The following is a 23,475-nucleotide window of genomic DNA, read 5'->3' as shown; positions in this document are numbered from 1 at the left end:
CGAGCTAAAACAACCTCTTTAAAATGTTAATAAGCAGTTAACTTGACTTTGTATATGAACTACACCATAAATATAGGTACTGTATAAAAAACAAACTAACTAAAACTAAATTATAACCAACAGTAATACGTTCCTTTTATGGAGTACCGCTATGATACTGAACCACCTGTGGGGCATTTATGCTCATCCACTCGAAGAATGGCAAACAATAGATAACCGCCACGAAAGCCTGACTTATAGCCTGTCGCATATTTTACTTATTGCATTATTTCCATCGATTATGGGGTATTACTCATCGGTGTATTTAGGCTGGAGTATTGGTGCGGGCAACCCAGTATTTTTAACACATGAAAGCGCACTGCTAATTGCCGTGGCTATGTATGGTGCGTTAATAGCCGGTGTGTTTGCACTGGCCTATTTAGCCCATTGGATGGCCGTTACATTTGGTGCTAAACCTACCTTTACACAAACGCTTGAACTTGCCGCTTATACTGCTACACCCGTGTTTATGTCGGCCTTAGCCGCTTTTTTACCTGAGCTGTGGTTTGTTGTTTGCGTAGGTATGATTGCCCTAGCCTACTCGGTGTACTTGCTTTATACAGGCGTGCCAATACTAATGCATATTCCACAAGAGCGCGGCTTTATTTATGCCAGCTCTGTTGTTACCTGCGGGCTAATTTTATTGGTAATAATTTTAGCTGTAACCGCAATACTTTGGACTAACGGCATTGTGAGTCCAATGTTTACCTAATCAACCACGTTGTTTGATATGAAGTGTTCCCTTTCTTTCCTTCGCAAAAAAGGAGCTAATTAGCTCCTTTTTTTATGTCTGACTATATTTAATCACACATTAATCAGCTTCGTTGGCATCTTGATTGTGTATTTCAAGGCCTGATGACATGGCGTTTTCGCGGTTACTTTTAGCCGAGTCGTTACGTAATTGATCGATATGGTTTAAGTAATCTTGATCGATATCGCCAGTAATGTATTGCCCATCAAATACAGAGGTTTCAAACTTAGTAATTTCTGGGTTTTCTTGGCTTACAGCGGCAATTAAATCGTTTAACGATTGAAAAATTAAGCCATCAGCACTGATGCTTTGGTTAATGTCTTCAACTTCACGGCCATGCGCAATAAGCTCTGCGGCAGATGGCATATCAATACCATACACATTAGGAAAACGAATTTCTGGTGCTGCTGAGGCAAAATACACATTTTTTGCTCCGGCTTCACGGGCCATTTCTACAATTTGTGCCGAGGTTGTACCGCGTACAATTGAATCATCAACCAGTAAAACGTTTTTACCTTTAAACTCACGGTCAATCGCATTTAGCTTTTGACGCACTGACTTTTTACGCATTTCTTGGCCAGGCATGATAAATGTACGACCAATATAACGGTTTTTAACAAAGCCTTGGCGGTAAGGTAAATCAAGCATGCGGGCAATTTCTAACGCCACATCGCATGAGGTTTCAGGAATTGGGATAACAACGTCAATGTCTTTATCGCTCCACTCACGCGCAATTTTTTCACCCAGTTTAGTACCCATATTTACACGCGTTGCGTAAACCGACATACGATCGATGGTTGAATCTGGGCGAGCAAAATAAACAAACTCAAAAATACACGGCGCATAAGAGGCTTTTTCAGCACAACTTTGTGAATGAAATTGGCCATCTTCAGTTACGTAAATCGCTTCACCTGGCGCAACGTCACGCACAAATTCAAAGCCGTCTGGCTTTAATGCTACGCTTTCTGAGGCAAACATGTACTCAGTGCCTTTAGGGGTTTCACGCTTACCAAATACCAAAGGACGGATACCATTTGGGTCACGAAATGCTAAAACACCGTGGCCAATAATCATCGCAATAGCGGCGTAGCCACCGGTTACTTTGTTGTTTACTTCGGTTACTGCAGTGAAGATGTCTTCAGCGTCTAAATGTAATTTGTCAGACTTACTTAGCTCATGTGCCATGATATTAAGTAGTATTTCTGAGTCAGACGTTGTATTAACGTGACGACGCGCTTCTGAGAACAGTTGCTGCTTTAGAGTTTCAGCATTGGTTAAATTACCATTGTGCGCAAGTGCAATACCAAATGGTGAATTAACGTAAAACGGCTGCGCTTCAGATGAACTTGAGGAGCCAGCAGTAGGGTAACGTACGTGGCCAATACCAATTGTGCCTTGTAGTCGTTTCATATGGCGGGTGTGAAACACATCCTTTACTAGGCCATTTGCTTTGCGCAAGCTAAACGTATTGTTTTCAATGGTAATGATGCCCGCGGCATCTTGACCTCGGTGCTGCAAAACAGTTAAGCCATCATAAATCGCCTGATTAACAGGAGATGTTCCGACTATCCCAACGATACCACACATGTAATTTATCCTCGCCGATTAACGGTTTACTGAATTTAAAAAGCTCGAGTTGTTTTCTAGGTACGAAAAGAACCATTCAACAACAAAGCCAAATTCTGGAATCAAAATAGAATTGCCCCACCAGTGCGTGTTTGGTGCACCAGTAAAAGCATCAAGAAAGAAGAGTAACGCGCTCACGACCAACACGCCTCGTAACGCACCAAAAACAATGCCGAAGACACGATCGGTGCCAGATAAACCAGTACGTTGTACAAGCTCACCTAAAATGTAGTTTAGTAAACCGCCTAACAGTAGCGTCGCAAAGAAGAGTATGGCAATGGCCGCCGCATTTCTTAAAAGGGGTTCAGAAATACTTGTTAGGAAGGAAGCTAAATATTGGTAAAACAAACTAGAGATGATAAATGCGCAAGCCCATACTGCTAATGACATAGCTTCTTTAACAAAGCCGCGTATTAAACCGATGATGGTAGACAGTGCAATGATGCCAAGAATGGCGTAATCAACCCAGATCATATTAACCAATTAGTCGCTATTTTGGGGCGCATTCTATACCCAAACCTCGTTAATATGCAAGTTAAAGCGGGAGATAACCAGCAACTAGCACGTACAAAAACTTATCACTTTAACGGCTATTTTTAGCCCTTAAAAACAAAAAAAGCCTTACTATAGTAAGGCCTTTTAAAATCAATTAGAGACACTGTATTGAGTGACTTTACCGTTTAACTTGGTAAGCGCTTTAAGCTCGGGTAACTTTTTGGTCAGCTCCCCCTTATCAAGCGAGGGCCCAACAAACACTTTAGTCAATGTGCCGTTTGGCGTTTTAATTGGTTTTGTAAACGTTTTAAAGCCTTTCGCTTTAAGCTTAGCTTGTAAGGCCTTAACATTAGCCGCATGGGAAAAGCTACCTAGCTGAATTACATAGGCCATATCAGTGAGGTTTTCTTCACTTTTACGTGGTGCAATAGGTTTTGCTTTTACCGGCTCTGGCGCTTTAGCTACAGGCTCTGGCGCAGTTTGAGGCTCTATGCTTGCTTCGACTATTTCAGGCTCAGCTGCGTATTGGCTTTGTTTGCTTGTCAGCACATCGTCATCGGCAGCTATGTCTTCAATTTGCTCTTGTTTTAAAGGCTCAGCCTGCGCTACTTTTTCATCTATAGACTCTTGAAGGTCAATAGTTTTAAACTCAGAGCGTTCAGGGATAGCTTTAAAGCCCTCTTTGTAGTGGACCTTTTCGCCATCGAGTATATTAGGAATAAACACAATTGCTGCGATCACCACAATACTGGTTCCGACTAAACGATTTATAAAACCTGAGTTCACCGACTTTCTCTCTATTTTTTAAAGTAGTTTATAGCATCTGCAACAGTAAAAAATGACCCAAACACAATTAAAAGCGTATCACTTTGCTGTGTAGGCATAATTACATTAAGTGCTTCGTGCACACTATTATAGCGTTCATGCGTGCCTGTATGAGGTATAGTTTGCAACGCCGCGGCCATATTTTCAACGTTATCGCCACGAGGTATGTGCAAGCTAGTAAGAGACCAATGATCAATTACATGGCTTACCTCTTTAAGTACACCCGCTTTATCTTTATCAGCAAGCATAGCGACTAATGCATGAATTTTAAAGCCTTTATCTTTATAGCTTGCAAGCTTTAGTGCTAAATAACGAGCAGATTCGGGATTGTGAGCTACATCGGTAAACACTAAAGGTGCAGTGCTTAACTGCTCAAAGCGCCCCTCAACAACTAAGTTAGCTAAACAATGCTTAATTACCTCATCACTTGGCAATAAATTTAGCACAGCTAGGGTTGTTAAGGCCGTTGCTGCATTTTGTGCAGGGATTGCTGGCTTATCTAAAAGCAAATTATAATTTTTATATTGCCATGTAAAATGCGCTTCGTGCTCTTTGAATATAAAATCAGTACCGGATATAACCATGTCTGCTTTAATCTCAGCACCGTAATCGGTCATTGTATGTGGTATGTTTAAATCACCAATAATAGCCGGCGTGTTTTGACGAAATATACCTGCTTTATCATAAGCAACTAACTCTCGTGTATCGCCTAGGTATTCTTTATGATCTAAATCTATGGTGGTGATCACGCTTGCATAAGGTGTAACAATATTGGTGGCATCAAAGCGCCCGCCCAAACCAACCTCAAGCAGCACATAATCAACTTCAAAGCGTTTAAAAATAGCCAGCGCACCTAGGGTGCCATATTCGAAATACGTAAGCGCCGTGCTAGCGCGACCTTGCTCTAGCGTGTTAAAGGCATCCACATGGTATTGATCATCAAGCTCTTGGCCATTTATGCGCACACGCTCGTTGTATCTAATTAAATGAGGAGAGGCATACGTACCTACGCTGTAACCTTGCGCAAGTAATAGCGATTCTAAACAGCGTGCAGTTGTGCCTTTGCCGTTTGTGCCGCCAATAAGAATAATTTTGCTGGAAGTGTTTAATAAGCCAATGTTATTTGCAACAGTAGCAACGCGTTCGAGTCCCATTTCAATATTTGCAGGGTGAACACTCTCTAAATAACAAAGCCAATCATCAAGGCTTGATGATTGGCTAGGAATTGTATTTGTCATAGCGTGTAATCAGTAAAGCTGAAATTTACGCTACTCTATGCTCTTGTTCGGTAGAAGGCAAGTTCATAAATTTAGCAAGTACGCGTGCTAATGTGTCGCGCATTTCACGACGGTCAATAATCATATCAATTGCACCGTGCTCTAATAAGAACTCACTGCGTTGAAAACCTTCTGGCAAGGTTTCACGTACTGTTTGCTCAATTACGCGCGGGCCCGCAAAGCCAATTAAGGCTTTTGGCTCAGCTACGTTAATATCACCTAACATCGCTAATGATGCAGATACGCCACCCATGGTTGGGTCGGTCATTACTGATATAAACGGCAGGCCTTTTTCGCTCATTTTAGCAAGCGCAGCGCTGGTTTTAGCCATTTGCATAAGCGACATAAGTGCTTCTTGCATACGTGCACCACCTGAGGCAGAAAAACACACTAATGGCATATTGTGCTCTAAACATTGGTCTACGGCATCAACAAAACGTGCGCCTACAACCGAAGCCATTGAACCACCCATAAATGAGAATTCAAAAGCAACCGCGGCAACAGGAATACCTTTTAAGCGGCCCTTCATTGCTACTAACGCGTCTTTTTCGCCACTTGATTTTTGGGCTGCGCTAATACGGTCTGAGTATTTTTTAGAGTCTTTAAACTTTAATACATCTTTAGGCTCGTGCTCAGTGCCAAGCTCCGTGCGGTCACCTTCATCTAAAAAGTGCTCTAAACGTTTACGCCCGCTCACACGCATGTGATGGTCGCATTTAGGACATACGTTTAATGATTTTTCTAGTTCAGCTTTATATAAAATTGAATCGCAAGCTGTACATTTAGCCCAAACGCCTTCTGGAATTTCTTTACGACCTGACGACTTAGTCGTTTTAGGTAAGATTTTTTCTAACCAACTCATTTGCAACTCTCTTAATGCTGTTCTGTGTCGCGAGTCTGCTAATAAGTAGCAGACAGATTTTTTCAATTAAAACATGAATTACACAAACACGGTATAAAAAACTGGTCTTAGTAGTTAGATAAACGCTTATAAATTCAACACTAACATTCCGAGTCAGGTAAAAATAATGGCCCTAGTGGGGTTTTAGGAATATTAAAGTGCTCTGGGTAATCTACATCTACTAAATAAAGACCCGCGGCTTTTGCCGTGGCACTGGCTTTAGCACGCTCTTTTAAATCTAATAGCTCTTTTAACCATACAGGTTGGTGCTTGTGTAGACCTATATCCATTAAACAGCCGGTAATATTACGCACCATATGGTGTAAAAAAGCGTTCGCTTTAATATCAATAATAACGTAATCGCCCTGGCGTTGTACCGATAAATGATGAATAGTTCTGTTTGCTGTATTAGCTTGGCAATGCAGCGCTCTAAAAGAGGTAAAGTCGTGCTCGCCAATTAAGTACTGACACGCCTCTTGCATTTTTGTTTCATCAAGTGGGTGATGAAAGTGCGTAACGCCTTCATTCATAACTGCGCCTCTATAAGCGTAATTATAAATAACATAACGATAACGACGCGCTGTTGCGCTAAAGCGTGCATGAAAGTCTTCACTAACAGGTTGTGCAAAACGAATCGCTATATCTTTAGGGAGTAACGTGTTCATTCCCATAGTAAATGCAACCATCTCACGGGGAGCATGGGTTTCAAAGTGTACAACTTGACCAGTCCCATGTACACCTGCATCTGTGCGGCCCGCACACACTATTTCAACCGGATGATTACAAATGCTCGACAACGCTTTTTCTACTTCTTGTTGTACACTATTTACATGAGACTGACGTTGCCACCCACTGTAACGTGCGCCGTTGTATTCAACTCCAAGTGCTACTCGCATAATTACTGCTTTACCTACTGTGCTAATGAACGGGGCATTTTATGCTATCTCGCGATGCAATAAAAGTAACCTCGTCTATTTATAGTTATTCGCAAAATTAAGTAATTTATTTTACCCCAATAAAACACAGCGATAAGTTAGTGAGCTTTTAACGTCTTGGGTTTAATTAACGTCTAAAACTAATTAAGTCCTTTTATAGGTTAGAGTTATTCGTACCTATAAAAAAACCGCATTAACAAAGCTAATGCGGTTTTTATAATCATGAATGCTCTAGTTAAGTTTAGCTTTTAAACTTTGCGCTTCTTCTTGTACATCTTCAGGGCCACTTTCAATAACATCTTCAATCACTTTAAGGGCTGAGTCAAAGTCGTCAATTTCAATGTATGCTCTTGCCAAATCAAGCTTGGCAGAATAACCACCGCTTTCTAAGTCAACATCTGTTGGGTTATCGCCTGCAAGTAACGAATCAAAGTCACTTAACCCTACGTCCATATTAACCTCGTCATAGGGTTCGTGCTCAAGTACTGAGTCATCGCTTTGTTCAAGTAGCGCGTCAATATCAACAAAGTCATCGGTTGTAGCCTGCGGTTCATTTTGCGAAGGCTCTTCTTGCACCGCTTTCGCTTCAACTTCAGTGTCTAAGTCTTCGTTTAATAGGCTATCAAAGTCGACATCAAATTCGCTGCTATCTTCTAAATTTAACTCATCCGGTTCACCTAACTCACTAAGCAACGCATCAAAATCGGTTTGCGTTAAGTCAGCCATAAACTCATCGTCTAGCTGCTCGTCGGGTATAACGTCTTCATTAGTTTGATCATCAGCAGCCTGTGTTAGCTCGGCTTCTAATTGCGAATTTGTTATTTCATCTTCAACGTCTTCTGAAAGTGCTTGTTCTAAAATTGCATCGTCAAAATCAGGCTGTTCCTGCGCACTATCCGTTGTTTTCGCCTCACCTAGAGGTTCATCTTGAGGTAAAGGCGCATCAAGCTCATCGTCAATCAGCGGCTCGTCATCTAGGTCGGCTTCTAACGCATCAATACCAGTGTTACCAGCAAGTGCATTTGCTAAGTCTTGCTCAGCTTGGCTTGGCGCCATACCGCTTGCTTGTCCATCAAGTTCATCACCTTGTAACTCTTGCGGACTATATGATTGCTGAACATCTAAATCAATTTCGTCATCGTTATCAAGCTCTAACTCAGGGTACTCGTCAAGTTCTTCACTTGGAGTTACTTGCTCATCTAATAAAGCATTGAGCTCGTCGTCTAGCTCATCAACGCTTTGCAATAAATCATCATCGAAAACCCCTTCGTCTTCATCCGTATTTTCAGATAAATCTAGCTGGCTTTCATCATCAGTTAATTCATCTAGAGATGACGACACTTGAGCGTGGTTATCATCTGCACCTATATCATCGGTAAGCTTCGGCTCAAGCTCTGGCTCTGAAAAATCGTTATCAATGAGTAACTCATCATCAAAGTCGTCTTCTAAGCTATCTAATTCACTGCCTGAAAGTGCGTTTGCTAAGTCTTGTTCAGCTTGGCTTGGCTGCATGCCTGTTGCATCACCATCAAGCTCATCTCCCAATAACTCATCAGGAAGATATTGCTGTTGCTCTGTTACATCTAACGTCTCGGGCTTATCATCTGAAAAGTCTATATCATCACTAAGCGTATCATTTACAGCATCATTTTCAGGTTGAGTATCTAAAAGCGGACTCGCTGGTGTTTCTTGTGAATCAAGCGGATCGTCACCTAAATCAACCTCTACCTCTTCAATGTCATCATCAAGATCATCTAACGCCCAATCAGGGTTTTCAACATAGTCTTCGTCTGTAGCCTGCTGTAGCTCGTTGAGTAATTCATCAACACTTTTTAGGGTATCGTCGGTGTACTCTTCCTGTGCATCCTCTGGGTCGAGTAACGTTTCTGAACTATCTGTAAAGTCAGTGTTTTCAAGCAAGTCAGCATCAAGCTCTGGTTCTTCTACAAGCTCTGGTTCTTCTACAAGCTCTGGTTCTTCTACAAGCTCTGGCTCTTCTACAAGCTCTGGCTCATCTGCAAGCTCTGGCTCTTCTTCAAGCTCAGGCTCATCTTCAAGCTCTGGCTCATCTGCAAGCTCTGGTTTTTCTTCGAGTTCAGGCTCTTCTTCGAGTTCAGGCTCTTCTTCGAGCTCTGGTTCTTCTTCAAGTTCAGGTTCTTCTACAAGTTCAGGTTCTTCTACAAGCTCTGGCTCTTCTTCAAGCTCAGGCTCCTCTTCAAGCTCAGGCTCCTCTTCAAGCTCAGGCTCATCTACAAGCTCAGGCTCTTCTTCGAGCTCTGTCTCATCTACAAGCTCAGGCTCATCTACAAGTTCAGGCTCATCTACAAGTTCTGGCTCTTCTACAAGCTCTGGCTCTTCTAAAAGCTCAGGTTCTTCTACAAGCTCTGGTTCCTCGAGAAGCTCTGGCTCATCAATAAGTGAAGACGCTAATGTTTCAATATCATCTTCGTCAAAATCTTCCTGTGCATCAGCTAGATCTTCGACTGAATCAGCTAATGCGCTATCAATATCTCGCTCTGTATCATTATCTGTTGCTACTTGAGCGGCAGATGAATCTTCAGCTTCATCAATTAAGCTGTCTATGTCGTCTAAATCAAAGTCATCGCTCTCTTCAACTAGCGCATCAGCAGGAGCTTCTTCGGTTGTATCGCCGGCTTCATCAATTAAGCTGTCTATGTCGTCTAAATCAAAGTCATCGCTTTCTTCAACCAGCGCAGCATCAGCAGGAGTTTCTTCGGTTGTATCGCCTGCTTCATCAATTAAGCTGTCTATGTCGTCTAAATCAAAGTCATCGCTTTCTTCAACTAGCGCATCAGCAGGGGTTTCTTCAGTTGTATCGACCGCTTCATCAATTAGGCTGTCTATATCGTCTAAATCAAAGTCATCGTTTTCTTCAACCAGCGCTTCCGTAGGTGTTTCATCAGGTGTATCGCCTGCTTCATCAATTAGGCTGTCTATGTCGTCTAAATCAAAGTCATCGCTTTCTTCAACTAGCGCATCAGCAGGGGCTTCATCAGGTGTATCGCCCGCTTCATCAATTAAGCTGTCTATGTCGTCTAAATCAAAGTCATCGTTTTCTTTAACCAGCGCAGCATCAGCAGGGGTTTCTTCGGTTGTATCGCCGGCTTCATCAATTAGGCTATCTATGTCGTCTAAATCAAAGTCATCGTTTTCTTCAACTAGCGCAGCATCAGCAGGTGTTTCATCAGGTGTATCGCCTGCTTCATCAATTAAACTGTCTATGTCGTCTAAATCAAAGTCATCGTCTTTTGGTGATTCTGTATCAGCTTGTTGATCTAATAATTCATCAATATCAAAGTCATCATCCTCTTCTTGGGCAAGCTCTTCGCTTAAGGCGGCCAACTCATCATTGCTTTCTAAGCTGCTATCTGCGGTAGGTTGCTCAACCTCAGGCAAGTCAATTTCAGGCAGGCTATCGTCCTCATCAAATAAATCGTCTAGGTCGTCACTGCTTAAAATATCGTCCGAATCTTTTGTATCATCTAAATCAAGGTCAATTGATTCATCTTGTTTTTCATCTACAGGTTCATCAAAGCCCTGCTGCATGAAAACGTCTAACTCGTCCCCTTCACTGCCTTCGTCATCAAAAACAATATCATCACTTAATAGGCTTTCTAATTCGTCTTGATCGAGCAAGTTTTCTGAATCAGAAAATTCATCGTCTAACGCATCATCGAGAGAATCATCAAATGCAATATCATCCTCTGGCAAAATATCGTTGCTATGATTGTCATCTAGTTGAATATCTAAATCATCAAGAGGGTCAGGAATGATTGGATCGTCTAACGCATCATTACTTTGCGGCTCGTCTTCGGTAAAGCTGGGCGTTTGTGGCAGAAAATCATCGTCATCTTGAGTTTCTTCGTCTTTGTTGGCACGCTTTCGTAAAAACATCACCACAGCAAAAATAATTAATAACGCAGGAATGGTCATTAATAAAATAAGTACAAGTGGGTTAGACATTAAAGCGCCTAGGTCAAAAGATTCTGCTTTTGGTACTTCTTGCACTTTTTGCTGAGCTATTATTTCGTTTTGTTTTTCTATTAGCTCTTTTAGCTGCTTTTGAATTTCGCTGTCTTGACCTAGCTGTTCTTTTACATTGGCGAGCTCTTTTGAAATACCCGACAATTGTTTTTTGAGATTATTATTCTCAGCTAATATTTCTTCTACATTATTAACCGAGCTTTTAAATTGCTGCTGCAGCTCTACAAGCTTATTACCTTGCTGCGTTTTTATTTCATTTAATTCTTTTTGGATTTCTTTTTTAGCGTCGTCAACATCGGCTTTACGAGCTTGTGTTACTTTAGTTTGCGCGGCGTTAATTTCACTGGTGGTTAGTGTGCCATTTTTCTTTTTTTCCCACAGCGCGTCATCTTGCTCTGAGCGTTGTTTAGCAAGCTGTGGATTTACGCGTCTAATTTCCGCTAAAGTGGGTATTTTTAAATATGCACCACTTTGCATGTGGTTTAGGTTTTGTTCTAAAAAAGAATTAGGGTTTTTGTTATACAAGGCCTGCATAACTTGGTAGATACTAACTGAGTTATCTGGGCGTACTTTGGCAGCAATACGCCATAGTGTATCGGTTGGCTTTATAGGCCCTATTGATCGCCCTTGCGCACCATAGTCAGCGCCTTTTGGCCCCTTTAATTGGGTGCTGTCTTGAGAGTAAATTGGAGTTACTACCAATGCAGACGCTAATATAATAAGTGAAGCTAAACCGCGCATGCTGATCCTTTAATGTGTAAATGTTAAATGCTTTGCTATTTATTTAGCTGCTCAACATTAATTATTCTTGCCGTAACCAGCCAAATAGCTGATCTACATTTGTTATTACAATCTATTTTTATTGCAAGCTCTATTCCAGTTACAAACTATAAACCAGTTGCGGCCTAATATCCATTGCAACGCTTTGAAAATAAATACCTTAAAACTTTATTCTTAATACTATTTTATCGTGATAGATCAAGGCGTTTAGTTTAGTAGCAACGCTAAGCGGCAATAATTTGGCTCCCTTAAATACAAAAGCGGCAAACTATAAAAGTTTGCCGCTTAATTTACACACAATATTAGTGGGTATTTATAAGTAGTTAGCGATTAACTCTTCCGCTATTTGCACACTATTAGTGGCAGCCCCTTTACGGGTGTTATCACTTACAACCCACATATTTAAACCATGAGGGTGCGAAATATCGGCGCGTAAGCGGCCCACATAAACTGTATCATTACCACTAGCGTCTGAAACCGCGGTTGGGTAATCGCCCTCATCTTCAATAAGCTCGACTCCTGGGGCATCATTTAAAAGCTGTTTAACGTGCTCAAAGTCATACGGCATGCGTGTTTCAATGTTGATTGACTCAGAGTGGCCAAAAAATACAGGTACACGTACACAGGTTGGGTTAATAGCAATAGTGGTATCACCCAAGATTTTATGCGTTTCGTTTACCATTTTCATTTCTTCGCGCGTGTAGCCGTTATCTTCAAAGGTATCTATTTGAGGGATAACGTTAAATGCAATTTGCTTAGGAAAAATTTCGTTTTCCATTGGGCGAGCGTTCATTAAATTAGCTGTTTGCTTTGCTAATTCATCTACGGCTTCTTTACCTGCACCAGATACAGCTTGGTATGTAGATACATTAATGCGGTCAATACCATAAGCATCGTAAATTGGTTTAAGCGCTAGCATCATTTGAATAGTAGAGCAGTTAGGGTTTGCAATAATATTGCGGTTTCTAAAGTCTTCAAGGCTTGCTGCATTAACTTCTGGTACCACTAGAGGTACTTCAAAATCATTTCTAAAATGTGAGGTGTTATCAATTACAACACAGCCCGCATCGGCTGCAATTGGCGCGTATTTTTCTGATACACTGCCACCAGCTGAAAACAAACCTATGTGTGCTTGGCTAAAGTCAAAGCCTTCTACGTCTTGTACTTCAATGGTTTCACCACGAAACTTTATGTCTTCACCTGCGCTGCGGCTACTGGCTAGTAAAAAAAGTTGGTCTACCGGAAATTTACGATCTTCCAGGGTTTCAATAATTTGACGACCTACTAAGCCTGTAGCGCCAAGTACAGCAACGTTATATTTTTGCGACATATTTTATCCTCTTTAAGCAGTGTTAAAACAACACTACTAGTTAAATTAGTTTGCGGTGTTAAAGCCAAGCTGAGCGAGTGCATCTGTATGCTGTGCACTCCCTTTTACCGTTAAAGTGCTAAACTCACGCCTGACTGGGTAGTTTTTACGTAAACTATCAAACCCGTCTTTTGCTAAGTTACGCAGCAAAATGCCATCATCACGGCGTACGTCGTAAATTAAATGCACTAAACGCGCAATATCAGCCTCAGTAAAGCTGCTTTGTAAACTTAGGCTTGTAACAGCAGGTTGTGGTAAAAAATCAGCGAGAGATTTTTCTGCGGTTACGCCTTTTAATTTACACAATGCTTGGTACAGCATTTGTGTGCCGCGGGCTTTTCCTTCAAGGGTATGGCCGGCAATGTGCACGCTGGCATAGCGCACATGATCAAGCAATGGAATTAAAATATTAGGCTCGTTTTCCCAAACATCCAAAACCAAATCTAAGTCTGCCCCTTGCTCCATAACCGATAACAAAGCTTGATTATCAATTACTTCTCCACGGCTTGCATTTATAACTGCTAACCCAGGCTTTAACGCTTTAAGGCGTTTTTCATCAATTAAATGATGCGTTTTGTGCTCACCGGTTTTAATCAGCGGTACATGAAAGGTAACCGCATCTACGCGCTCAAGTAGTTCGTCAAGCTCAACATGCTCGGCTAATAAGCCCTGCTCATGTTTAATTGGGTCACATAATAAAACATCAACATTAAGTGCTTTTAGTTTTTGTGCTAAACAGCTGCCAATGTTACCCACCCCAACAATACCTATTGTTTGACCACCTAAAGGGGCTGCGTTTTCTTGGCTTAAGGCAAACAAGCTACTTATTACATACTCAGCCACCGCCACTGCATTGCAACCTGGGGCACTACTAAAGGCAATACCTTTATCGTTTAGTAACTGTGTATCTATATGATCAACACCAATAGTGGCGGTACCTACAAAGCTTAATTTATTAGCGTAGGCAAGCAAGTCACTGTTTACTTTAGTAACCGAACGCGTAAGTAATACATCAACATCAATTAACGCATCGGGTGTTAAGTTTCGTCCATCAAAGCGCGTTACCTCACCAAAGTCTGCAAAATACTGCTCAACTAAAGGCATGTTTTGATCGGCAAGAATCTTCATTGGGGAGTCCGTATGGCAAAATGAGGCGCTATTGTAACGAACAACCGAGCCATTACACAAACTAAAAAGCCGAGCAATGCTCGGCTTTTAATCACTATAAAGAGAAAACGAATTAACCTTTATATTTGCTCATAACTAATGTGGCGTTTGTACCACCAAAACCGAAGCTATTAGACATAACAGTATTAAGCTGTGCATCTCGGCGCTCAGTTACAATGTTAAGGCCTTGTGCTTGCTCATCTAGCTCATCTACGTTAATAGATGGCGCTACAAAGTCGTTTTCCATCATTAAAATTGAGAAAATAGCTTCGTGAACACCCGCAGCACCTAGTGCGTGACCCGTTAATGATTTAGTCGCACTAATAAGCGGCGAGTTACCACCAAATACTTCTTGAATGGCGCCTAGCTCTTTAACATCCCCTACTGGCGTAGATGTACCGTGCGTGTTTAAATAATCAATTGGTGTATCAACGCCTTGCATTGCTTGGCGCATACAGCGTACTGCGCCTTCACCTGAAGGTGCTACCATGTCGTAGCCATCAGATGTAGCACCGTAGCCTACAATTTCTGCGTAAATATGTGCGCCACGAGCAAGTGCATGCTCAAGCTCTTCTACTACAACAATACCGCCACCAGCAGAAATAACAAAACCATCGCGGTTTGCATCGTACGTACGAGATGCTTTTTCTGGTGTTTCATTATATTTGGTAGATAACGCGCCCATTGCGTCAAATTCCATTGCAAGAGTCCAGTGGAGCTCTTCACCACCACCGGCAAAAATAACATCTTGCTTGCCTAATTGAATTTGCTCAACAGCGTGGCCAATACAATGTGCAGATGTTGCACACGCAGAACTTATAGAATAGTTAACGCCTTTAATTTTAAATGGCGTTGCTAAACAAGCCGATGTCGTGCTTGCCATCGTACGCGGAACCATATAAGGACCTACACGCTTTACGCCTTTTTCGCGCAAAATATCGGCCGCTTCTACTTGCCACTTTGAAGAGCCACCACCAGAGCCAACTAATAAACCCGTGCGCTCATTAGATACTTGCTCATCAGATAAGCCAGCATCTTCAATTGCTTGCTTCATAGAAATATAAGAGTAAGCAGCAGCATCACCCATAAAGCGCATTGCTTTACGGTCTACGTGTTCTTTAACATCAATATCAATTTTTCCCGATACATTACTACGTAAGTTGTAATCGGCAAATTCTTGGTTAAAAGCAATACCGCTTTTGCCCGCTTTTAGTGACTCTAATACTTCTTGTTTGTTATTACCGATGCTTGATACAACACCGATACCCGTAATTACGGCTCTTCTCATGGGTAATTCCCTTAGCTTGATACTAAATTACTGTGTATTTTACGCTGTTTTTTGGTGTTAAGTGGTCAGCTTTCTAGCGTACACCTGTACTCTGAATTTAATAGCTTATAAATAACGCCAGACTATTTCAAAGAAAACCCGTAAAATAATTAAAAAATACTGTCTAAAAATTTAATAAGTCATGATAAAAAACGCCCAAATACACTTTAATGAAGTAGGCACACCGGTAGCCGATAACTTTGACGATGTTTATTTTTCTAATGACGACGGCCTTGCTGAATCGCATTACGTGTTTTATCAACAAAACAATATACAGGCGCGGTTACAAAATCATGACCAAACACATTTTGTTATTGCCGAAACCGGTTTTGGTACTGGTTTAAACTTTCTAAATGCATGGCAACACTTTAATGACCACCTTGCCAATCAACAAGTTCAAAATCAAGTAGACAAACGGGTTAAGCGATTGCATTTTATTTCGTTTGAAAAATACCCGCTTAATGCTGATGATCTAAAAAAAGCACTGCAAGCGTGGCCAACATTAAACAAGCTCAGTGATGAATTAATAACACACTACCCTATAAATTTAGGCGGCTGTCATCGCATAGAATTTAATAATGGCCAAGTTATTCTTGATTTGTATTTTGGCGACGTGCTTGATTCAATAAATGCAATGAGCTACCCGCAATCAGGGGTGGTCGATGCGTGGTTTTTAGATGGCTTTGCACCAAGTAAAAACCCTGACATGTGGCAACAAAGTGTGTTTAATGCCATGGTTGATATATCGCGCAAGCATGCAACACTTGCCACATTTACCGCTGCAGGCTTTGTACGCCGAGGCTTAATAGCTGCAGGCTTTAGCATGCAAAAAGCGAAAGGCTTTGGCCGTAAACGCGAAATGCTGATAGGCCAATTAGCACACGCTAATAGTGCACAGTCATCACCCCCATACTTTGAACAACCCCCTGCCAAGCTAGAGCATGTTGCTGTAATTGGCGGTGGGATTGCGAGTAGCTGTATTTTGCACAGTTTGGCTAAGCGTGGCATTAAAAGTAGCCTATTTTGCCAAGATGAAAAACCAGCTATGGGCGCTTCACATAACGTACAAGGCGCGGTTTACCCCCATCTGCAAGCTAAAAACTCACCTCATAGTGAATTATTTGCGCACAGTTTTTTATACGCTAAACGCTGTTACCAACAACTACTAAAAAACGGCTTTAATTTTGATTATAGCTGGTGCGGTGTACTGCAACATGCGGTAAAAAAGCCTCTTGCAGATAAACATCAAAACTTAGAACAAAAACAGTTATGGCCTCAAGCCTTAATGCGCAATGTAACTGTAGAGCAAGGAGATAAACTGGCAGGCGTAAAAACCGGCTACCCCGGCGTTTATTTCGAGCAAGGCGGTTGGGTAAACCCACCCCAGCTAGTTGAGGCAATGCTAAAAGCGGCCAATAGCCTTAACCCCATTAATAGCTATTTTAATTGCCATATACAGCAGCTTACTAAAACCGATGCAGGCTGGTATTTAACCCACGAGCATACCCAATATGGCCCTTTTAGTGATGTAATAATATGTGCAGGTGAGCATAGCGATGCGTTTGAACAAACAAACGCATTACCTATTGTAGGGGTACGTGGTCAAGTATCGCATATTCAAGCGAGTGAACAATCTAAACAGCTTAAAACTGTGTTGTGCCATAAAGGTTATTTTACCCCCGCCTATTTAGGTAAACACTGTATGGGCGCTACATTTGAAAAAAACACAAAAAGTCGCGCCGTTACAGACAAAGACAACCAGCTAAACCATGAGCAATTACTTAGCTTTTACCATCAAAGCGACTTTGCCACAACATTAGGTGACATTACCTGTGCTAAAGCAGCTGTGCGCTGCACGTTTATAGATCACTTACCAATGGCAGGACAATGGTGTGAGCAAAGCGATTACAGCACCGCCTTTGCTAATTTACGCCTAGGTAAACGCTATCAATACTCACCTCTATGCAAGCCACAACAAGGCTTACATATTTTTACTGGGTTTGGAGCGCGCGCATTATGCAGCGCACCGTTATTAAGCGAGCACTTTATTAGCACGTTAAATAATGAACCTCGCCCACTCAGCGAGCGTGTAAGCCAGGCCATTCACCCTGCGCGTTTTATAGTGCGTGATTTAATACGAAATAAAATTTAAATGACATCATTCATTTTTTGCGTAAAATAATAACCATAAAAGGAATTTATACCAATCCGCTTAATTAAGTGATCAATTTTGAGGCTGAAAAAACCTGTTGATAGCTAGGTAAAAAGTTCGCTATTTAGTTGTTCTAAATAAGAATTTTTTAAAACAGGTAGCGACACGGTTAGCACCGCAAAATGATCAAGTATTATTGTGCACTGGTATTATATAACCAATGCACACCATATGTATGAATGCGGATGGGTATCAATAAAAGGATCACAATGAAAGCTTTAACCTGTGCTGTAACATTACTCGCCGCTATATCGTTTAACACATTTAGCCAAGACGTAACCGCCATCCCCTTACCTGAAGAATTCATAACCACCATGGATGTAACTGGCGAATACCCGCTGGTTAGAACAGGGTATTTAGCTGCTTCTATTGATGCTATTTCTAAGTTTTATCAGCAGGCCCTTGGTGATCCCATTAACAGCAAAGGCGATAATAACTACCGCACCCTTTACTATAACTACCAAAACCATGCTGTTCGCATCAGTTTATACCATCATAATTATGTTACCGAAGTCAGCATAATGATTGAATAAACACAGTAAAAAGCGGCTAATTTTCATGCTCAGTTCAGACTCAATTTTTATTTACTTTTAAATAACCACTTTGTTGAGAAAAACAGCATTTTACCCTTTAAAAACGAATGCCTACCCCAAGGTCTATTTGTACTAAATACCTTTACACTAAATTGAGAAGGAATTAATTATGAGTAAGACCCTAATTATTGGCGCTAGCGGACAAATTGGTAAAATGGCAACCAAGTTGCTTTTAAACAATGAACAAAATGTATCTGCATTAGTGCGTGACAAAAGTAAGTTAGATGATTTAGATAGTCCATTTTTAACTATTGTTGAGCAAGATCTCGAAGGAGATTTTTCTGGTGCGTTAAAAGATTGCGATCAAGTTATTTTTGCTGCTGGCTCTGGCGGAAGTACAGGCACAGATAAAACCGTGCTAATTGATTTATGGGCAGCCACCAAAGCAGCAACGTATGCTAAAGAGCATGGCGTAAAGCATTTTATTATGATTAGCTCTATTGGCGCTGACGATCCAGACTCAATTGAAAGCGACTTAAAACCTTACTTAGTTGCCAAACATATGGCCGATGAGCACCTTATCAACAGTGGCTTAAACTACACCATAGTGCGCCCAGGTGGGCTGACCGATGAAAGCGCCTCAATGAAAGTAACCACCGAGCGTCCAAACGATCGTTCTAAAGCTAAAATTAGCCGCGAAAACGTTGCCAATGCCCTGTTACATATTGCTACTAACGCATTTAATGGTAACCGCGTTTTTGAACTATTTGACGGCGAAACGCCCATTAAAGCAGCTGTAAAATAAACACTCTGCTTGCCCTTTGTAAACCCCCTTGCAAAGGGCAACGTATTTAAATGCTAAATCGCACGCGCCCTCTCTTGCTTCACTATATTTATTAAATGTAAACAACACGTTTAAATCGCTTTATAAAAGCCTACACACCGCGTTCCTAATAAAACAACATGAAAAACAAGCACTTCCACTAAAATCACCGCAAAACAATGCGTTAAAAACTCAACAGAGCAAATTTTGTTCAGGCTTTTTTACTAGTTTAATAAGGTTAAATACTAGAAACCCCTTATTTTATCTGGTAAATTAACAGCGTGTTAAAACAATAATAAAAATTCCTCAATGGAAGTTGCACGAATAAGGACATAGCGTGAGCGCCTCATTTAAAATTATTTTTAATGGTCAGTTACACCAAAATGCTGACATTAGTACCGTACAAGAGCAACTCTGTCAGTTTTTAAAAATTCCCCATAATGTCGCTGTAAAATTATTTGATGGCCGAGCCTACGCACTCGTCAAAGACCTATCGAGTATTGATGCAGTTAAAACAGAATCTAAACTAAAAAGTTTTGGTTTAATCACCAAAGTAGAACCGCACGCAAGTGTAAGGGCACCCCAAAGTGCCGCGGGTACTAAACTGGTTATTGCTCGCAATGAGCCAGCAGTAAAAAAAATAGCTAACACAATAACCAGCATTAAAAAGTCCGGCGTAAATAGCCCAACCGCCTTGCCCAAATTAGCACTGCAAAGCGCATTATTTTTTTGTTATAGCTTATTATTCATCTGCCTTATTTGCTCAGCAGTAATAAGCTTTAACACACTTAAAATGAGTATGATAGACAGCTCATCAGCTTCGCCCTCAACAACATTAAATTACGTTCATTATAAGCAGTACTTAGCAAATCAAAAAAAGCCCCCAGAAGTCACCTTGCCTAACACCCACAACACAGATGAGCTTAACCAAGGGGCGCAGCAAAAAATTGATAGCTATTTTGCTCGATTTTCAACGCATATAAACAGTTACGCAAAAATTCTAAAGCAACCAAATATAAACAGCATGGGCGCAGAAAGGTTAAAGCAGCACCTACAAGAAATAGATGCGCTAGGCACTGAACATGTATTTTGGGAGCAATTAATTAACCTTGCTAAATCGCTTAATAACGACGCCCATGTAATGAGCAAGCTTGGTAATGATAACCCTGATAAAATTCAATGGATAAACGCCGTTGATTGGATAAGCCAAAGCTACATTAGGCAACAACAAAATAAACCTGACGCTTTGCCCGTCACACCTACAAACACACAACTCGCCAAGTCACCGATATTAGATTTAACTCTACTAATTAGCTTAATGTCGTTTTTAACGCTTATTATTATTAGTATTAAAATGAAAGTAAGGACGATAAAAATGAAGCTAGCCACTACAAGCAAATAATAAATTAAAGCCATAAAAAAAACCGCCAACTTGATTGCTCAAATTGGCGGTTTTTTATGGTTTTTAAGTAACGAACTTAAATACCTGTATTGGTGCGGGGGGAGTCTCTAGCAAGAAAGCAACATGTTGTCTTAAAACAAATTTAAACCAAGTAGATAACCAAGATGGTACTAAAATAAATTGTTATCATTATTAAAAATAGCTAGATATATTTAATCCGATTTTTTACTAATCTAAATTTCCAGCCAGCTTTATCACTTTTTGATAGTCAGGCCATAACCAAATTTTCACTTCATCTTTTTGTTGATTGAAGTTGAAAAAGCTACTATCTATTTCATTAGCTACTTTTTTTATAATTCCTTTGTAGTGGTCATAATCTTTACCTTTAGCCTTAATGTGAGTTCCATAAACTAAACCTTTTTGGTTTTCCCCCCAGCCATCTTGAAACTCAATACTATGCTTTACTGAATTATACATGTTTAGCTCATATAGCTCAGAAAACACATTTTCACTATGACTATCAAGCGAAATATTATGTTTGTATAGCCCACCATCTATGCATGGCTTGTCATTTTTTCTTTCATCAAAACTTGTATTCTTAAGGTCGAATTCTACTATCCCTAACAATAAAGAAAATATATTTATCACCTGAACTTTATTGGAGCTTTGTTCAGCGTATAAGGCTCCTCGCAAGCAAGCGTTTATCTTATCGATTGTCTGATCAACATCCCTCAAACTCAACTCGTAAGCTTTAGCTACCCATATGATATATTGACGTATATTGTTTTCCCTATTATTTGTAAGGTTTGGATAAAGAACTACCTTTTCAGAATACGGCGTTAAATCTACTTCTTGTAACTTTAAATAGTACTCGAGATCTGGCTCTGCTAACCTAGCTTCTCGATTAAAAAAACGCTTTAGGTAAGTATTAGAGTCAAAATTAGAACCATAAACTGACCTTATCGACTCTTGCAGTTGTGTAGTATCTGTAGCCACAACAAAAACAAAGTTCTTTGTCGTGAAGAAATGCTTGATCACTTCTAGCATTTCTATAGCATAATTAGGTCTGCATCTATCAAGTTCATCGATTAATACAACCACAGGCAGCTCTTTGCCATGAATTTGCTTTAGCACTTCAGCTAAAAGCCCTAGTTCTTTTCTTATGCTTTTTATCGCTTCTATTTGCTCTTCATGATCTTTTTTACACTAGTAAGAAAATCTTTAGGTGAGGTTTCAAAGAAAGCTTTTACTACTTCTCTTCCAGCAGCAGAGTCATCCACAAGGTGCTTGGTAGCTAAACCAGCTCCAGCTATTACTACCCCCTTTAGCGCCTTACCTAGAAAGCCTGTTAATTTATCCAAATCAGAACCAATGTTATGGTTAATTATTGAAAGTTGATTAATTAGTTCACTAGCAACTACTGATAATGGAACTTGCGAAAAATCACTTTCCCATGCATCGATATAAATAGTCGGATATCCTTCATTCGTTAGGTGTGTGTACAGCCGTCTTAAAAACTCTGTTTTACCAGTTCCCCAAGCCCCGTTTAAGTTAAGTACAAAGCCATCATGTTCTCCCTTAATATAGTTAGTTAAAAACTCACCATATTCTTTACGATTGAGCTTACAGTTATCAAACGTATACTCAGTAAGCCACTCGTGGTATTTACAATTAAAATTCATATATTACCCTCTCCAATAGTCACTCACGGAAGCTCTTACATCTTCAATCTCTGGCTGGGAATAACCATTTCTTCCAATAACTGGAGTAAAAACTAAGTTAAAAGTAACATCTAAAGAATCGCCAGAAAATGGCTTATCATCATGATTAGTACCTGAAATAGTAGCCTCCATTTTAATAGCTACTTCTTCATCACCTCTTTCATCAACTCCAATCACATGAACATCTTCGACAAATTCAAAATATGCGTTAGTTTCTGCCATCGAACCAGTAACAGAATCCTCATGCAGTAAGGAGTCATAATTATCTGAATCGCTTGCAAACTCACTTGCTAAATCTTTGAACAAATCATCAGACATAAACCTGACAGTATCTATATTTTCAAACATTTGAACCAAGTGATCAAAAACTTCTTCTGCTGTTACGTTGATTTTCGCTGTTTTAATGAGCTCAGAAAGAGCTTTGAGAATTGTTGAATTACTGTATGCAACACATGAAAGTTCATCGAACTTAGATAATGAAAATTCATCATCGGCTAATAGCTCATCACTATTTTTATAACCGAAGCAAATTACTAAACAATCCATCATAAAATCGAGCGGCGCATTCACTTCATCTTCAATAAAAGACTCAGATAAATACTTAAGAAAAACGTAAGTAGTTGGAAATCTTGCGTTTAACAGCTCTTGTTGATGATGGGCTTTTGCTCGTTCTTGAGCAAGCTTTTCCCTTTCATCTCGTCTTTTTAAATCTTTGAGTTTTAATTCTTCCTGCTCAGCTTCTAACTCTAATTTTTTTTGCTCTGCTATAGACGCCTTTTTCTTAGCTTCTAGCTCTTCAAGTTTAAGTTTTTTATCGTTAGCCTCTGCTCTTGTTATATCTGCTTTAGCCTCAAACTCTTTTAACTCCGCATCTAATCTTTTACCTAAGTACGGATTGGCCGGATCTCCTTTGTATATTACTTCATTCAATTCCGTTTTTTTCTTAGCCTTTATTATATCAATGCCAACAACCTCGCTATGTCGCCACTCTTCCGCTCTTTTAAGTAATTTATGGCTTAAAACATTCAAATACGGTAAACCAAACGCGTATGCTAATGCCACTAGCAAAGGCCACAACCATATGCTTAAGTTTGAAGTTGTAATTATTTCTTCGAATGCCAAAAGTCTAACTTCAAGATCACCTTTACCCCAAAATAAGAGGAGAAAGTACTTCCAATTGAATAAAACCCACGCCCCCATAAAAGCGCCTAAAACAGGGCTTGTGATCTTCACTCTATTATCACTAAACCAACCTTTGATTAAATCCTGTACCATTTCTACTCCTGA

General features: G+C 40.4%; 18 protein-coding genes. 5 read left to right on the top strand and 13 right to left on the bottom strand.

All coding sequences use genetic code 11. The features are described 5' to 3' along the window. Nucleotides 1–151 precede the first annotated feature (151 nt). A complete protein-coding gene (locus MTF64_RS03680; protein ID WP_004586887.1) occupies nt 152–751 on the top strand; it encodes a Yip1 family protein in 600 nt (199 codons plus the stop codon). A gap of 99 nt (nt 752–850) precedes the next feature. Here the strand turns inward: MTF64_RS03680 and purF are convergent, their stop codons facing one another. The 10 genes from purF to fabB form a co-directional block, all read right to left on the bottom strand. Then, a complete protein-coding gene (gene purF / locus MTF64_RS03675; protein WP_004586886.1) occupies nt 851–2,377 on the bottom strand; it encodes an amidophosphoribosyltransferase in 1,527 nt (508 codons plus the stop codon). Nucleotides 2,378–2,395: 18 nt separating this feature from the next. Then, a complete protein-coding gene (locus tag MTF64_RS03670) occupies nt 2,396–2,890 on the bottom strand; it encodes a CvpA family protein (protein ID WP_004586885.1) in 495 nt (164 codons plus the stop codon). Nucleotides 2,891–3,061: 171 nt separating this feature from the next. Next, nucleotides 3,062–3,697 carry an SPOR domain-containing protein gene (locus MTF64_RS03665; RefSeq protein ID WP_029772564.1) on the bottom strand — a complete coding sequence of 212 codons (636 nt, stop codon included), beginning with the start codon at nt 3,695–3,697 and terminating at the stop codon, nt 3,062–3,064. Between the two features lie 11 nt (nt 3,698–3,708). Further along, nucleotides 3,709–4,974 carry a bifunctional tetrahydrofolate synthase/dihydrofolate synthase gene (folC, locus tag MTF64_RS03660; protein WP_248450620.1) on the bottom strand — a complete coding sequence of 422 codons (1,266 nt, stop codon included), beginning with the start codon at nt 4,972–4,974 and terminating at the stop codon, nt 3,709–3,711. A 25-nt stretch (nt 4,975–4,999) separates the two neighbouring features. After that, the gene (gene accD, locus MTF64_RS03655) at nt 5,000–5,875 is read right to left on the bottom strand and encodes an acetyl-CoA carboxylase, carboxyltransferase subunit beta (protein WP_024032247.1); all 876 of its coding nucleotides are present in this window, start codon (nt 5,873–5,875) and stop codon (nt 5,000–5,002) included. A gap of 140 nt (nt 5,876–6,015) precedes the next feature. Continuing rightward, on the bottom strand, nt 6,016–6,810 hold the full coding sequence (gene truA, locus MTF64_RS03650) for a tRNA pseudouridine(38-40) synthase TruA (protein WP_054983053.1): 795 nt from the start codon (nt 6,808–6,810) through the stop codon (nt 6,016–6,018). Between the two features lie 270 nt (nt 6,811–7,080). Then, nucleotides 7,081–11,595, bottom strand: a complete 4,515-nt coding sequence (locus MTF64_RS03645; RefSeq protein WP_248450618.1) for a FimV/HubP family polar landmark protein — start codon at nt 11,593–11,595, stop codon at nt 7,081–7,083. A 352-nt stretch (nt 11,596–11,947) separates the two neighbouring features. Beyond that, on the bottom strand, nt 11,948–12,964 hold the full coding sequence (locus MTF64_RS03640) for an aspartate-semialdehyde dehydrogenase (protein WP_248450616.1): 1,017 nt from the start codon (nt 12,962–12,964) through the stop codon (nt 11,948–11,950). A gap of 45 nt (nt 12,965–13,009) precedes the next feature. After that, complete coding sequence (locus MTF64_RS03635) at nt 13,010–14,131, bottom strand: 4-phosphoerythronate dehydrogenase (protein WP_248450614.1); 1,122 nt, start codon at nt 14,129–14,131, stop codon at nt 13,010–13,012. A 112-nt stretch (nt 14,132–14,243) separates the two neighbouring features. Beyond that, the gene (gene fabB / locus MTF64_RS03630) at nt 14,244–15,458 is read right to left on the bottom strand and encodes a beta-ketoacyl-ACP synthase I (protein ID WP_004588393.1); all 1,215 of its coding nucleotides are present in this window, start codon (nt 15,456–15,458) and stop codon (nt 14,244–14,246) included. A gap of 181 nt (nt 15,459–15,639) precedes the next feature. Between fabB and mnmC the strand changes: the two genes are divergently transcribed. The 4 genes from mnmC (at nt 15,640) to MTF64_RS03610 (ending at nt 20,467) form a co-directional block, all read left to right on the top strand. Next, a complete protein-coding gene (gene mnmC, locus MTF64_RS03625) occupies nt 15,640–17,649 on the top strand; it encodes a bifunctional tRNA (5-methylaminomethyl-2-thiouridine)(34)-methyltransferase MnmD/FAD-dependent 5-carboxymethylaminomethyl-2-thiouridine(34) oxidoreductase MnmC (RefSeq protein ID WP_248450612.1) in 2,010 nt (669 codons plus the stop codon). Nucleotides 17,650–17,918: 269 nt separating this feature from the next. Next, on the top strand, nt 17,919–18,242 hold the full coding sequence (locus MTF64_RS03620; protein ID WP_029772569.1) for a hypothetical protein: 324 nt from the start codon (nt 17,919–17,921) through the stop codon (nt 18,240–18,242). A gap of 169 nt (nt 18,243–18,411) precedes the next feature. After that, on the top strand, nt 18,412–19,047 hold the full coding sequence (locus tag MTF64_RS03615) for an NAD(P)-binding oxidoreductase (RefSeq protein ID WP_004588390.1): 636 nt from the start codon (nt 18,412–18,414) through the stop codon (nt 19,045–19,047). Nucleotides 19,048–19,402: 355 nt separating this feature from the next. Continuing rightward, nucleotides 19,403–20,467 (top strand): hypothetical protein, encoded by a 1,065-nt coding sequence (locus tag MTF64_RS03610; protein ID WP_248450611.1) that lies wholly within the window; start codon nt 19,403–19,405, stop codon nt 20,465–20,467. Nucleotides 20,468–20,695: 228 nt separating this feature from the next. Here the strand turns inward: MTF64_RS03610 and MTF64_RS03605 are convergent, their stop codons facing one another. Genes MTF64_RS03605 through MTF64_RS03595 form a run of 3 tightly spaced genes read right to left on the bottom strand, consistent with a single transcriptional unit; the run spans nt 20,696 to nt 23,463 of the window. Continuing rightward, a complete protein-coding gene (locus MTF64_RS03605) occupies nt 20,696–21,631 on the bottom strand; it encodes a P-loop NTPase fold protein (RefSeq protein ID WP_348984472.1) in 936 nt (311 codons plus the stop codon). A gap of 14 nt (nt 21,632–21,645) precedes the next feature. Beyond that, on the bottom strand, nt 21,646–22,149 hold the full coding sequence (locus MTF64_RS03600) for a P-loop NTPase fold protein (RefSeq protein WP_248450607.1): 504 nt from the start codon (nt 22,147–22,149) through the stop codon (nt 21,646–21,648). A 3-nt stretch (nt 22,150–22,152) separates the two neighbouring features. Then, nucleotides 22,153–23,463 (bottom strand): hypothetical protein, encoded by a 1,311-nt coding sequence (locus tag MTF64_RS03595; protein ID WP_248450605.1) that lies wholly within the window; start codon nt 23,461–23,463, stop codon nt 22,153–22,155. Between the last annotated feature and the right edge of the window lie 12 nt (nt 23,464–23,475).

Source organism: Pseudoalteromonas sp. 2CM41L (assembly GCF_023161905.1).
GTDB lineage: Bacteria > Pseudomonadota > Gammaproteobacteria > Enterobacterales > Alteromonadaceae > Pseudoalteromonas > Pseudoalteromonas atlantica.
Note: the sequence above shows the minus strand (reverse complement) of the source record. Positions and strands in the feature narration are given on the sequence as shown.

Excerpts from the sequence above, each read along its gene's own strand:
- MTF64_RS03680 (WP_004586887.1), top strand. The coding sequence starts at position 152 with ATGATACTGAACCACCTGTGGGGCATTTATGCTCATCCACTCGAAGAA.
- purF (WP_004586886.1), bottom strand. The coding sequence starts at position 2,377 with ATGTGTGGTATCGTTGGGATAGTCGGAACATCTCCTGTTAATCAGGCG.
- MTF64_RS03670 (WP_004586885.1), bottom strand. The coding sequence starts at position 2,890 with ATGATCTGGGTTGATTACGCCATTCTTGGCATCATTGCACTGTCTACC.
- folC (WP_248450620.1), bottom strand. The coding sequence starts at position 4,974 with ATGACAAATACAATTCCTAGCCAATCATCAAGCCTTGATGATTGGCTT.
- accD (WP_024032247.1), bottom strand. The coding sequence starts at position 5,875 with ATGAGTTGGTTAGAAAAAATCTTACCTAAAACGACTAAGTCGTCAGGT.
- truA (WP_054983053.1), bottom strand. The coding sequence starts at position 6,810 with ATGCGAGTAGCACTTGGAGTTGAATACAACGGCGCACGTTACAGTGGG.
- MTF64_RS03645 (WP_248450618.1), bottom strand. The coding sequence starts at position 11,595 with ATGCGCGGTTTAGCTTCACTTATTATATTAGCGTCTGCATTGGTAGTA.
- MTF64_RS03640 (WP_248450616.1), bottom strand. The coding sequence starts at position 12,964 with ATGTCGCAAAAATATAACGTTGCTGTACTTGGCGCTACAGGCTTAGTA.
- MTF64_RS03635 (WP_248450614.1), bottom strand. The coding sequence starts at position 14,131 with ATGAAGATTCTTGCCGATCAAAACATGCCTTTAGTTGAGCAGTATTTT.
- fabB (WP_004588393.1), bottom strand. The coding sequence starts at position 15,458 with ATGAGAAGAGCCGTAATTACGGGTATCGGTGTTGTATCAAGCATCGGT.
- mnmC (WP_248450612.1), top strand. The coding sequence starts at position 15,640 with ATGATAAAAAACGCCCAAATACACTTTAATGAAGTAGGCACACCGGTA.
- MTF64_RS03620 (WP_029772569.1), top strand. The coding sequence starts at position 17,919 with ATGAAAGCTTTAACCTGTGCTGTAACATTACTCGCCGCTATATCGTTT.
- MTF64_RS03615 (WP_004588390.1), top strand. The coding sequence starts at position 18,412 with ATGAGTAAGACCCTAATTATTGGCGCTAGCGGACAAATTGGTAAAATG.
- MTF64_RS03600 (WP_248450607.1), bottom strand. The coding sequence starts at position 22,149 with ATGAATTTTAATTGTAAATACCACGAGTGGCTTACTGAGTATACGTTT.
- MTF64_RS03595 (WP_248450605.1), bottom strand. The coding sequence starts at position 23,463 with ATGGTACAGGATTTAATCAAAGGTTGGTTTAGTGATAATAGAGTGAAG.